At 36.3% G+C, this 12,591-nt stretch carries 11 protein-coding genes; 4 read left to right on the top strand and 7 right to left on the bottom strand.

Going from position 1 to position 12,591, the window contains the following annotated elements; translation table 11 throughout:
* Window positions 1-148: 148 nt before the first annotated feature.
* On the bottom strand, window positions 149-1,105 hold the full coding sequence (locus tag BUA76_RS00190) for a pseudouridine synthase (RefSeq protein WP_072883343.1): 957 nt from the start codon (window positions 1,103-1,105) through the stop codon (window positions 149-151).
* Between the two features lie 293 nt (window positions 1,106-1,398).
* On the opposite strand from BUA76_RS00190, the gene aroB reads away from it, so the two are divergent.
* Window positions 1,399-2,445, top strand: coding sequence for a 3-dehydroquinate synthase (aroB, locus tag BUA76_RS00185; protein ID WP_072882450.1), 1,047 nt, complete (start codon window positions 1,399-1,401; stop codon window positions 2,443-2,445).
* Window positions 2,446-2,717: 272 nt separating this feature from the next.
* A complete protein-coding gene (locus BUA76_RS00180) occupies window positions 2,718-3,362 on the top strand; it encodes a porin family protein (RefSeq protein WP_072882447.1) in 645 nt (214 codons plus the stop codon).
* A gap of 73 nt (window positions 3,363-3,435) precedes the next feature.
* Here BUA76_RS00180 and purF read toward each other — a convergent pair whose 3' ends face one another.
* The 5 genes from purF to BUA76_RS00155 form a co-directional block, all read right to left on the bottom strand.
* The gene (gene purF / locus BUA76_RS00175) at window positions 3,436-4,935 is read right to left on the bottom strand and encodes an amidophosphoribosyltransferase (protein ID WP_072882445.1); all 1,500 of its coding nucleotides are present in this window, start codon (window positions 4,933-4,935) and stop codon (window positions 3,436-3,438) included.
* A gap of 103 nt (window positions 4,936-5,038) precedes the next feature.
* Entirely contained in the window at window positions 5,039-5,758 is a 720-nt protein-coding gene (purC, locus tag BUA76_RS00170; RefSeq protein WP_072882443.1) for a phosphoribosylaminoimidazolesuccinocarboxamide synthase, read from the bottom strand.
* 30 nt (window positions 5,759-5,788) lie between these two features.
* Window positions 5,789-6,484 carry a DUF3307 domain-containing protein gene (locus tag BUA76_RS00165; RefSeq protein ID WP_072882441.1) on the bottom strand — a complete coding sequence of 232 codons (696 nt, stop codon included), beginning with the start codon at window positions 6,482-6,484 and terminating at the stop codon, window positions 5,789-5,791.
* Between the two features lie 2 nt (window positions 6,485-6,486).
* Window positions 6,487-7,092 carry a SatD family protein gene (locus BUA76_RS00160; protein ID WP_072882439.1) on the bottom strand — a complete coding sequence of 202 codons (606 nt, stop codon included), beginning with the start codon at window positions 7,090-7,092 and terminating at the stop codon, window positions 6,487-6,489.
* Between the two features lie 379 nt (window positions 7,093-7,471).
* Window positions 7,472-8,887 (bottom strand): APC family permease, encoded by a 1,416-nt coding sequence (locus BUA76_RS00155; RefSeq protein WP_072882437.1) that lies wholly within the window; start codon window positions 8,885-8,887, stop codon window positions 7,472-7,474.
* A gap of 592 nt (window positions 8,888-9,479) precedes the next feature.
* Between BUA76_RS00155 and BUA76_RS00150 the strand changes: the two genes are divergently transcribed.
* Window positions 9,480-9,989 (top strand): DUF4920 domain-containing protein, encoded by a 510-nt coding sequence (locus BUA76_RS00150; protein ID WP_072882434.1) that lies wholly within the window; start codon window positions 9,480-9,482, stop codon window positions 9,987-9,989.
* A gap of 77 nt (window positions 9,990-10,066) precedes the next feature.
* On the opposite strand, the gene BUA76_RS00145 is transcribed toward BUA76_RS00150, so the two are convergent.
* Complete coding sequence (locus BUA76_RS00145; RefSeq protein ID WP_072882432.1) at window positions 10,067-11,176, bottom strand: M14 family zinc carboxypeptidase; 1,110 nt, start codon at window positions 11,174-11,176, stop codon at window positions 10,067-10,069.
* Window positions 11,177-12,018: 842 nt separating this feature from the next.
* On the opposite strand from BUA76_RS00145, the gene BUA76_RS00140 reads away from it, so the two are divergent.
* Complete coding sequence (locus BUA76_RS00140; protein ID WP_072882430.1) at window positions 12,019-12,567, top strand: helix-turn-helix domain-containing protein; 549 nt, start codon at window positions 12,019-12,021, stop codon at window positions 12,565-12,567.
* The last annotated feature ends 24 nt before the right edge of the window (window positions 12,568-12,591 follow it).

Raw genomic sequence — 12,591 nt, 5'->3', positions numbered from 1 at the left:
AAGATACGGAATTGCCTAGAATTTTAACATTGATTTCGGATGATAATCATGGGAAATATGCCTTTTCCCTGAAAGTTTATACTGCTAGATCATGGATATAAAAAAAGACGCCTGATCCAGCGTCTTTATATCGTTAAATACTTTATCGTTAAAGCATTTTAAGATTATTCACCTCCAATTCTGTAAGAATTCTCCAGTGTCCTCTTTTGATGTTCTTTTTCGTAAGTCCTGCAAACATTACCCTGTCCAATGCTTCCACTTCATAGCCTAATCTCTGGAAAATTCTTCTGATGACACGGTTCCAACCGATATGGATTTCTATTCCGACTTCATTTTTAGGTTTTCCTTCGATAAAAGAAATCTGATCCACTACTGCCACGCCTTCATCCAAACGAATTCCTTCAGCAATAAGTTTCATATCTTCGTGTGTTAGTTTTCTATCTAAGGTCACGTGATAAATCTTCTTTGCATCAAAAGACGGATGGGTAAGCTTCTTGGTCATATGCCCGTCATTCGTTAAAAGGATAACTCCTGTTGTAGAACGGTCGAGTCTTCCTACAGGAAATAAACGGTATGGCGAAGCATTAGCTACAAGATCCATTACTGTTTTTCTGGCCTTATCATCTTTGGTGGTTGAAATATATCCTTTCGGTTTATTTAAAAGAACATATACCGGTTTTTCAGGGGTAATATTCTGTCCGTCAAATACCACTTTATCGGTTTTCTGAACCTGATATCCCATTTCGGTAACCACTTTTCCGTTCACCTCAACCAATCCTTGCGTAATCAGTTCATCCGCTTCCCTTCTGCTGCAAATTCCTGAGTTGGCAATATACTTGTTAAGACGGATGGTATCTTTGTGGATATCCTTATCAATTTTCGTTAACCTTCTTTTTTGTACAAAAGATTTATTTTTATCCTCGCGGTTTTCTGTTCCCGGTCTTTTTCCGTATTTCAGGCTGCCTCTTTCGTATTTATCTCTGGTATCAAAATTATTGGGTCTGCTTCCTCCTCTTTTCGGAGCAGACTTTCCGAAAGTATTTTTTCCTTCACCTGCACTGGTAATAAAGGGTTCCTGTTCCGTTTTTCCGTATTTCTTATCCATTCGGGCCTGGTAACTGGTGTCACCGCTTCTCCTCGATTCTGAATTTCTCTCTCCTGCTTTCGGAAAAGACTTTTTAAAAGGTTTTGATTCTGAAGAATTTCCAGATCTGGAAGCACGAGAATTATCAGAATTTTTCTTGGTTGAAATTCTTGGTCTCTTTGGTCGTTCTGAATTATTATTATCTCTGCTCATTCTAAAAATTTCTGCAAAGATAGTATATTTAATAACGAGTTAAAAATTAAGAATCATAACTTTGCATATCGTGATACGATAACATAAAAGAAAATCTCAAAATGATAACAATATTAAATGATAATTTTTCACAGCTCAACGATTTTTTAAGTACGAGATCATTCAGTAAAATTTTCATCCTGGTTGATGAGAATACGCATGAATATTGCCTTCCTGTTCTGTTGGGAAACCTGGAAACGGATCTGGCATTTGAAATTCTTGAGATAGAACCGGGCGAAGAAATGAAAAATATTCAGACTGCCAATCAGCTTTGGGAAATTCTTACGGAAATGCAGGCAGACCGTAAAGCTCTGGTCATCAATCTCGGTGGTGGCGTAATTACAGATATGGGTGGCTTTGTTGCATCTACCTATAAAAGAGGTATTCCTTTTATCAATATTCCTACAACTCTTTTATCGATGTGTGACGCTTCTATAGGCGGAAAAACAGGAATCGACCTGATGCATTATAAAAATATGGTGGGAACCTTTACTTTCCCGGAGCAGATTTTCGTTTATCCTAAGTTTTTAGAAACACTTCCTTATAAAGAACTGCGAAGCGGTTTTGCAGAAATGCTGAAACACGGGTTAATTGCCGATGAAAAACATTGGGAAAACCTTATCCATATTTCTAAACTTGATGCGGATACTGTTGTTCCTCACATCGAAACATCAATGGAAATCAAGCAAAGCGTTGTACAGCAGGATTTTCAGGAGAAAAATATCCGTAAGACCCTAAATTTCGGGCATACGATAGGACACGCTATAGAAAGTCTTTGCCTCAGCCAAGGAAATCCTATTCTACATGGAGAAGCTGTTGCTATGGGAATGATTACCGAAACGCATCTGTCCTTTTCAGAAAGTCTGATCTCCGAAGAAGACTGTACTATTATTATTGAAAATATTCAGAAATATTATCCTTATCTGGATATCAGTGATTTTAAGGATGAAGACATCTTTGCTCTGCTGATCAACGATAAAAAGAATACGGACAGTAAGATCAATTTTTCATTAATTTCGGGAATCGGATCCTGCACTTTTGATTATCAGTGCAGTAAAAAAAAGATCGCTTTATCCATAGAATATTATAGAAAATTGAACGATGCTTAACTGTAATTTTAATTAATAATTTACTTTAAAATTCATTTTTTTCGACAAAATTGTCATTTTAAATTATTTCTAAACGCTTGTTAAAATTGTTTTATAAAAATTTAATTATCAGACAGATAAATAACGAAGTATTTTATAAAAAAAGAGCTTTATATACTGACTTTTATCATGCTTTTATTTTTTGGCAAGCAATTTGAAAGATACTCCCCGTCAAATTAGTTTGACAGTAGTAAAATTTAAAATTAAAAAGTAAATTATTAAAAATTAAAGTTATGAAAAAGTTAATTTTAGGAATAGCACTTACAGCTGGTTCATTGGCATTTGCCCAGACGACGACTACCACTTCTACTTCATCTGCTTCTCCTGTAGCTTTTGGTGTTAAAGCAGGAATGAACGTTTCTTCTTTAACCAATGAATCAGGATTAGATGATCAGGGTTCTAAAATCGGTTTTAACGCTGGTGTTTTTGCCAACATCCCTGTAGCTACTTCATTCAGCATCCAGCCGGAGGTTTTATACTCTCAATATGGAGATAAGTATGATCAGACTATTGCAGGAACACGTTATTCAAGTGCAAGACATTTAGACTATATTACAGTTCCGGTAATGTTCCAATACAATATCATTCCAAATCTTTATTTAGAAGCAGGACCTGAATTCGGTTTCATGGTAAATGCTAAGAATAAATTAAAGAATGAAACGGATAATAATACAATTGATGAATCCGGAGACTACAAAGACAGCTTAAATAAATTCAACTTTGGTATCGGTCTTGGTGCAGGATACTATTTCACAGATAATATCGGTATTACAGCGAGATACGTTGCAGGTCTTACTGATATCGCTAAAGACAGACCAAGCAATTCTGATGCAATCAGAAACAATGTATTCCAGGTTGGTTTAGCTTTTAAATTCTAAAACAATTTTGATTTCAATACGAAAAAGGTCAGGTTTCAATGAAACCCGACCTTTTATTTTTACTATTATGAGATTAATTAAATAATTCCACTTCTTCTCCTTTACCTACAGGATATTGTTCTGTAAAACATCCGAAACAATGGTTGGCAGAACCCAAAATCTCTTTCAGGTTTTCAACACTTAAAAACTCAAGAGAATCTACACCCAGATAATCTCTAAGTTCAGCAGTTGTCATATTTGCTGAAATCAGATCATCTTTCGAAGGGGTATCAATTCCTAAATAACAAGGAGCAATAATTGGCGGAGAAACACTTCTGAAGTGTATTTCCTTCACCCCGGCGTCTTTTAAGATTTTAACCAGTCTCTTAGACGTAGTACCGCGAACGATAGAATCATCAATGATGACCACTCTTTTGTCTTTAATCTCGGAAATAATCGGATTTAATTTAAGGTTTACCACTCTTTCTCTCATTTCTTGGGTAGGAACGATAAAGCTTCTTCCGATATATCGGTTCTTGATTAAAACAGGACGGAAAGGAATCCCCGAAGCTTTGGCAAAACCAATAGCAGCCGGAACTCCGGAATCCGGAACTCCAATAACAACATCTGCTTCTACCGGAGCCTGATGCCAGATCTTCTCTCCCGATTTTTCCCTGATTTCGTATACGTTTATATTTTCTAAGGAAGAATCCGGTCTTGCAAAGTAAATATATTCAAATGAACAGATTCTCTGTTTTCCTTTTTCTTCATCGGCCATATAAGAATGAAGCTTTCCGGGCTCGTTTTCATTGGTGTAAACAATTTCGCCCGGTAAAATATCACGAACATACTGAGCGCCTACTGCATCCAATGCTACAGATTCTGATGCAACCACATACGATTTTTCATCTATCGCTCCCAATACAAGAGGCCTGATACCGTTGAAATCTCTGAAAGCAAAGAATTTATTTCTCGTCATTCCCACTACGGAATAAGCACCTTCGATCTTTTCCATCGTCACCTTAATTGCTCCGCGCAGTCCGAGGTCAAGATTTTTCTGGATAAGTCTCAAAATTACTTCAGAATCGGAAGTTGCCCTGAAAACCACGCCTTCCGCTTCAAGTTCCGCTTTCAGTTCTTTTGCATTGGTAAGGTTACCGTTATGCGCAATGGAAAGGATGATCTGGTCATATTCATTCTTTGCGAAAAAAGGCTGGAAGTTGTATTTTTTCTTATCTCCTGCAGTGGTATAACGGGTATGCCCGATTGCAGAGTTTCCCATAAAAGTTTCCGGATCCGGAATTTCTTTATAAACATCCAAAACCAGTCCCTCATCTTTCATGTTGGTGATTCTTCCGTTCTTCAGAACAGAAATACCACATGCTTCCTGGCCTCTGTGCTGTAGTGCAAAAAGCCCGAACTGTGAAAGCGAAAACGTGTCGAGGTCATTATCAGAATACATCCCGAAAATCCCACACTCCTCATTAGGAGCATCCAGTCTTTCTTCTTCCTGCGTCCTGAAAAGATTTCTTCCGTAGGTCTGGGTTTCAAACTGCTTTAAATATTCACTTTTATGAATGTCAAAACTTTTCATTTCTATTTTTTCTAATCTAGATTTTATTGGGTAGATCTTTTAATTAGATGAAAAATTAAATATTATGTTAAATAAAAAACTTACATCTCATTAGCGTCCGGAATTATTTACCAAGCGCTTCTTTCAGTCTGTTGTAGATCTCAACGTATGCTTCCGTAACTTCACCAAGATCTCTTCTGAATCTGTCTTTGTCCAGTTTCTTCATAGTATCCTTATCCCAAAGTCTACAAGTATCCGGGGAGATTTCGTCTGCTAAAATGATTTCGCCATCTGAAGTTTTTCCTAATTCGATTTTAAAATCAACCAGGATGATATTCATTTTGTCGAAAAGATCAATCAGGATATCATTAATATCAGAAGTCAGCTCGTACATTTCATCAAGCTCTTCATAGGTTGCAGCTCCTAAGAAAACCGCATGGTGATCATTGATCAGCGGATCTCCCAATTCATCTTTTTTGTAACAGATATCGAAAATGGTAACCGGAGATTTGATTCCTTCTTCTACTCCCAGTCTCTGAGCCATGCTTCCTGCAGAATAGTTTCTTACCACCATTTCAAGAGGAATAATAGATACTTTTCTTACGAGTTGCTCTCTTTCGTTCAGTTGTTTTATAAAATGAGTTTTGATTCCTTTTTCATTCAGGTATTCAAAGATAAGCGTAGTGATTGCGTTGTTCATTTCCCCTTTCAGATCAACAGATCCTCTCTTCTGAGCGTTGAATGCGGTAGCATCGTCTTTGAAACGCACGATTACGTGATCAGGATTGTCGGTAGCAAATACCTGTTTTGCTTTCCCTTCGTACAACATTTCTAACTTTTCCATTTTCTAAAATTACTTTTTATTAGATTTATATTATTTAATTAAAATTCCTGTTAAAACTGCCAGTCCAAAACTTAAAAGCGTTCCGATCAACACATACTCTGTTAACTTTCTCTGTTTTGCCTGAGCAAGGTCGCTAAATCTGAAAACAGACTTTGCAGCTACCATAAAACCTACCCCTTCCCAATGATTCACTATAATAAAGGTGAATACTAACAAACGTTCTAAAATCCCAATATATTTCCCTGCATTTGATAAAGATTCGGTCTGGATATTATTGGTTGTTTCCGGAACGGGTGTCCAAGAAGACAATAATATTTTAATAAAAATCGAAGCGGGCGCCGTTAAAAACAAAGCTGCCATTACAATTTTTAACAATTCCTGGTTTTGAAGAAATTCAAAATCAAATTCATTAAAGTAGAATGAAACTCCTGCGATCACCAAAACATGCAAAGTCTGATCGATAAAAAACCAGTTCTTTTTATTTTTATGAGTTTGAAAACTCAACTTTGCAGCATCTATGATAAAATGCGAAACCCCTACCAAAATAGCGACCCACCAAAGTTGTAAATCCCAAAGAAAAGCAAAGTTTAAAACCGTATGAATCAAAATATGAATATACAGATATATGCTTTTCAGTTTTTTGCTTTCTTTATCTGCAACCCATGAATCCGGCTGAAGAATAAAATCCCCGAGTAAATGTGCCAATATGAGTTTAATAAAAATCATGATTAGAGTTCTGAAATTTTCTTTCTGAAATATTGATTGGTTTCTACGATGAGTTCGTAATTGGCACGCTTCAGTCTCTGGCTTACCGAGGACTGTGAAATGGCAAATTTCTTAGCAAGATCTTCCTGTGTGATTTCTTTATTCATAATCATTTCATGAATAATTTCAGCAGTAGCCATCGTCCAGTTATCAAAATCTTTTGAAGACCACTTAAGCAGAATATTAAGATCCCTGTCTACAGAGTCGTTTGAAGTTTTTACGGAAACAGTATGTCCGTCGTTTTTAAGGTCATTGAGTAATCTTCCTGAATGAACATAAGCGGTTCCGTTGGATTCGGTGATTTTATTTGAGGAGAAATTTTCTTCGCCGATACCTATGGCAATTCGTACGTCTAAATTTTCCTGACTTTTGATGAGAGATTTTATCGCTAAAAAACGCCAGAATACATCATCAATATTGCATTTGAACTGAAATTCGTCGCCTCTGTAAATTTCCCATGTGTTGGGAGCACTTCCCCAATTTTCGAGAAGATTTTTCAGTCTGGTAATCCAAACTTTCGTATCCGCATGTTGTGAATTAATAATATCTCCGGTAATGACCGCTATCATTCTGCAAATATAAGCATAATTACTTATAAATAAAAAATATAAGCCGATTGACTTATAGATATTGCATATTGCTGTATCTGCTTATATCGATTGTATGGTTTTCCAGGATAATTTTTGGAGAAAAGTGATTATTATGTGATTAGCATAGCCCTGATTGAGCGGCATGTGTGAGCTCTTTTCTGTTTTCGGGTTGCGGCGGCTTCGCCGCCGCAACCCGAAAACAGAAAAAGCGAGTAGCGAAAGCAGGATAAAGCTCCAAAAAAAAGCTTTCCCAAATTTTTTGCTGAAGTTTTTATGATTAAGAATCTTAAGTAATTTACCTTTCAGATCTTCGCTGCGCTCAGAATGACAAAGCGGCTTTTTAAGGCTGTTCTTTCATTTATTCCTGAACTTTATTTTTTCTATTGATAAAATAATACACCGGCAGCCCGAGTAAAACCATCAGGAATCCCGGCCAGGTGTACTGCTGTTTGTAAATCAGCAGCAGAATACAGAAACCGGTTCCGATCAGAAGATAGATAACAGGCGTCACAGGGTACAGCCAGGTTTTATAAGGTCTTTCAAGTTCCGGTTTTTTAAATCTCAGATAAATGACTCCGAAAACGGTAATCATGTAGAACAGTACAATGACAAATGAGATCATATCCAGAAGATTTCCGTACTGGCCGCTGAGACATAATATTGAAGCCCAGATTCCCTGCATCCATAATGCATTTTCCGGAACTGCATTTTTGTTATTTTTTTCTGCCTGTCTGAAGAACATTCCATCTTTTGCCATGGTCTGAAAAACCCTCGCTCCGGCAAGAATCAAACCGTTGTTGCATCCAAATGTGGAAACCATAACAAGAACCGCGATGATGGCCGTTCCCGCACTTCCGAAAATAAAATGTGAGGCCGCAACCGCTACCCTGTCGTTTTCTGCAAATGCGATAGAATCTCTGTCGAGAGCGTTAAGGTAAACATAGTTTACGGCAATATATAAGATCATAACGGCCGTTGTTCCGTAGATCATTGATCTTACCACATTTTTCTTGGGATTTTCAATTTCTCCTGATACGAATGTAACGCTTTCCCATGCAATAGAGCTGAACACGGAACCGACCATTGCTGCGGCAATTCCTCCTAAAAGGGTCATTCCGCCGATGGGTTCCCAGCCTTCTTTTAAAAAATTCCCGAACCTGTCTGTGGTAAGGTTGCTAAATGATTCATATCCAAAGCTGAAATTTTCTGCCAAATGAGAAATGTCTACCAAAATAAATCCAGCTGCAATTAATCCTACCAATGCTATAATTTTTGATCCTGTAAAAATATTCTGCAACAATTTTCCGCTTTCCACTCCTCTTGTATTGATATAGGTGAGCAAAAGGATAATAGCGATGGCGAGCATCTGAATCCAAGTAATTTTGAATTCACCACTCTGGAAAATAGGTGCTGCATCATTGAGTGCCGGAACCAGATAAGCGGTAAATTTTCCGAATGCTACCGCTACAGCGGCAATGGTTCCGGTTTGGATCACCGTAAAAAGACCCCATCCATAGAGAAACCCCATTCTTTTTCCAAAGATTTCTTTAAGATAGGTGTATTGCCCACCCGCTTTTGGAAACAAGGCTGAAAGTTCGCCGTAGCTTATCGCTGCAGCTACTGTCATGATTCCTGTGATGACCCAGACGATAATCAGCCAGAAGCCTGAACCGAGATTCCGCATCATATCTGCGGTTACAATGAAGATTCCGCTTCCGATCATCGACCCCATTACCAACATAATGGCGTCCCAAAGTTTTAGTTTTTTCTGCATAGTGAAGTATAGGCTCCAAATATAATAATTATAGGATTAGTTTTTATTTTGTTTTGAATTAAAGATGAAATGTGCATCTTTTAACGCAACGGTCGCAAGGGTTTTATTGAATAACTATGCAATTATTTTTTGAGCGCGAAGGCATTTTATTCAGCGAATGATAGCACTGTGTAATGCAAGATGCTTTGGCGAATGGATGATGCAGCATCATGGATTAATTTTATTTTCTGGTGTTGCATTATAAGTTGAAAATATTCTTTTTTTTAACGCTAAGGTCGCGAGGGTTTATTGAATGATCAAGAGGCATTTATTGTTTTAACACGAAAGGAGCACTAAGGTTCATTGAATAACAGGGAGCATATTTTCGGTGCAAAGTCGTTCATTCAGTAAAGGCTTTACGTATAATAAGCTGCTATCATTTTGCTGAGTGAAACGCCCTTGCGAACGAACTATCAAGGATGACTGCCTATTTCCTTGCACATGTTGCGTTTAAAAATTAGAAATTTACCATTCGAAAAATGGCCTGCTTTTTATCAAGTTTACCGTCGTTTTGTCATTCAGATTTTATTAGTACTTTTGAAAAAAAATCAATATGAAATTCAAATCATTATTATTTGCAGTAGCAGTAAGTGTTTCAACTGTAGCTTTTGCCCAGGAATCAAAAAAATCCGGTCCACCGGCTGGAAGTGCTGTTGTAGGTGATGTTTACGGAGGTGGTGTTGCTTCTAATGCAGAATCTAAAGCAATTTCCGTAGATAAATTAAGTAAAAAATTAAAAAAAAGCGACAAGAAAGTTGAAAATGTTGCCGTAAAAGGTAAAGTAACCGACGTTTGTGATAAAAAAGGCTGTTGGCTGACGATCCAAACGGAAGATAACACCCAGTTTTTTGTAAAAATGAAGGATTACGGATTCTTCGTACCCACTGCACTGAAAGGGAAAAATGTTGTGCTTGAAGGTTCTGCCGAAAGAAAAGTAACTTCGGTAGACGAGCAAAAACATTACGCAGAAGATGCTAAAAAACCACAAGCTGAAATAGATGCCATCAAAACACCGAAAGAAGAAATCAGATTTGTAGCGAACGGAATTAAGGTGGTTAATTAATCACGATATCAATAATTAGTTGATTCTCCAATAAAAACATACATCAGCGGCGGAACCAAAGGTTCCGCCGCTGATTTTTAATCTTCAATGAAAAAATTTACTTCCGCATCAAGTTTGGGATATTTGGTCGGGCAAATAAACTTTTTGTTTGTACAGTCTATTTCTTTCCATCCTTTTCGTTTTTTAACATCGCCTACTTCCATAACATATGGGATAAAAGAAATTTCATCCCTACCTTCTTTTTTAAATTCCCGATACTGAACTGCAATATCCAGAACACATTCATAATCCGTGTTCAGCTTTACATTGCGGTAAATGATGTCATAATGCGTTTCTTTATTTTCAGGAATTTCCAGATAAGCTTCCCATCCATCCGTCCCGGAATTCAGTTCAGTTATCGCACTTAGTGCATAATAAAGCGCGATGGTGTAATATTTCCGGGTTCCTGTTCTTATGTAATCGTCTATAAAATGTCCGCCTTCAAAAAGAATAGTTGGCATTCCGGCCTTGATAAAATTATCTCCGGTAGAAGCAGGATAAAACTCATCAGAATATCTTCCGATCTGGTTTGGTATCATTTCTTTCAGCTTATCGTAAACAGAAGCTATTACGGCCATACATTTTTTTCTGTTTTCAGTGATAGTCCGTTCAACATTTTCCGATGGGGCCAGAAATGAAAGCGTAGCAGGATGAATTCCGTCTGTGGTAAAAATCGTTCTCTGCTCATGAAGATTTAGTGCGTAATCATATTTCTTCTCTGCAACAGCTTCTTTTAATAATTTGATTTCTTTACTCGCTTCATTATGAAAATCCCTGTTCAGATCAATATCCGATGCATTAAGCCTGGTCCATCTTTCGGATCCGTCAGGATTAAGCATCAATATAAAATCAAGCTTTATTTTGCTGAACAAATCAGCTTTTACATCGGGATTGTTATCTAAAGTCGTAAGAAGATCAAGCATGGCATGCGTTGCATTGGATTCGTTTCCATGCATCTGCGACCAAGCAAGAACATTGATTTCTCCATTTCCTATAGTCAATTTATAAACCGGTTTCCCCAAATAAGACGTTCCGATCTCATGAATATAACCGCTGAGGTTGGTCTGTAGGTACGAAAATAATTTTTCGGGAGCAATATAACGATTTGGGAAATTAGGATTTTGCTGGTAAAGCTTTTCAAAGTTCATTATGTAATAATTTACAAGAGTCAAAATTAGCAAAAATTTTACGGATAAATTAAATTAACATTTGTAATATTGCTAAACAAGTAAAATTGCCATTTTGTCTGTGGATAAAATTGTGGATTAACAATAATTTAATTACAAACATTCAAAAAACTTAAAATCAGTATTTTACAAAATCTAACTAAATTTAAATTTGAATTATGCTTTAAATACTATAAAGTGTAGTTATCTACATTTGCTTGTAATTCTATTAAACAAATATTAGTGTGGAAAAAGATCAAATTCTTTCAGTATACAAATGTGAATTGTTGATAATGTAGAACTTTAAACTGTCAAAAAAGACAAATTTTTATGACCATTTAAAAATGTAACTTAATAAGCCGACTATTAAAACAGTATTGAATAATTTATTTTCAGTACTGTTTAAGATCTTCGTGATAATGGCACCTACTGAAGATATAGGTGTTAAATGAGAGCTATAATAATGTGGTTTTTACTTATAATCAGATATATATTGACTCTACTCTATCTTTCTGGTATTTTAGTCATAAAAAAGCTTCTTATAGCTCATGAATACGAAGATGATTGGCCGTATCTGATATGAAAATCAACATTACTCCATTTACTTCATCTATTACTTTAAGTTAAGAAATTTATTTGATCATATGTGGAAAATATGTTAAATAAAAATTCTTGCATTTAATAAGAATAATTGTAATATTCTATTAATCAATAGTTTATAAGTTTACATTTGTATACTATCAGTTCGAGAAATAATTTACTTTTGCATTTGTCAATTGTAAATTTAATCTTTACATTTGTAAATCAATTAAAAAGTTTGTTATATGAGTTTAAATGAAAGAATTTCTAAGGTTATTGAGTATTCCGGGTTAACTCCGTCAGAGTTTGCCGACGAAATTGATGTACAGCGCTCTTCCATTTCACATGTGACTTCCGGAAGAAATAAACCCTCCCTGGAATTTATCATCAAAATAAAATCCCGTTTTCCTGAAATTCTTTGGGATTGGCTCGTTACCGGTGAAGGTCAGATGCTGAAATCAGAATTACCTGAAATTCATGAAACCGAAATGAAAGCTCCCGAATTCAATGAAGAGGAAAAATCTAAGCCTACTTCACTTCCGGATCTTTTTACCATGATGAATGAAGACGAAGATTTTGGTGCAGAAGAAAGTGAAATTAAGAGTCCGAAAGAAACGTCCGGAGAATCATTTGTACCTCTCACAAGTCAGGCACAGGAAAAAATAAACGATTCTCAGCGATTAGAAAATTTCATCCCGCAGAATACGAATCAATTTGCTGAAAATAAAGGAGTTGCGATTAAACGTATTGTTATCTTTTATGAAAACGGGAAATTTGAAAGTTTTGAGCCTTAAATAAAATAATCGGGCATAAAAAAA

It is taken from the genome of Chryseobacterium takakiae (assembly GCF_900129385.1).
Classification (GTDB): Bacteria; Bacteroidota; Bacteroidia; order Flavobacteriales; family Weeksellaceae; genus Chryseobacterium; species Chryseobacterium takakiae.
Note: the sequence above shows the minus strand (reverse complement) of the source record. Positions and strands in the feature narration are given on the sequence as shown.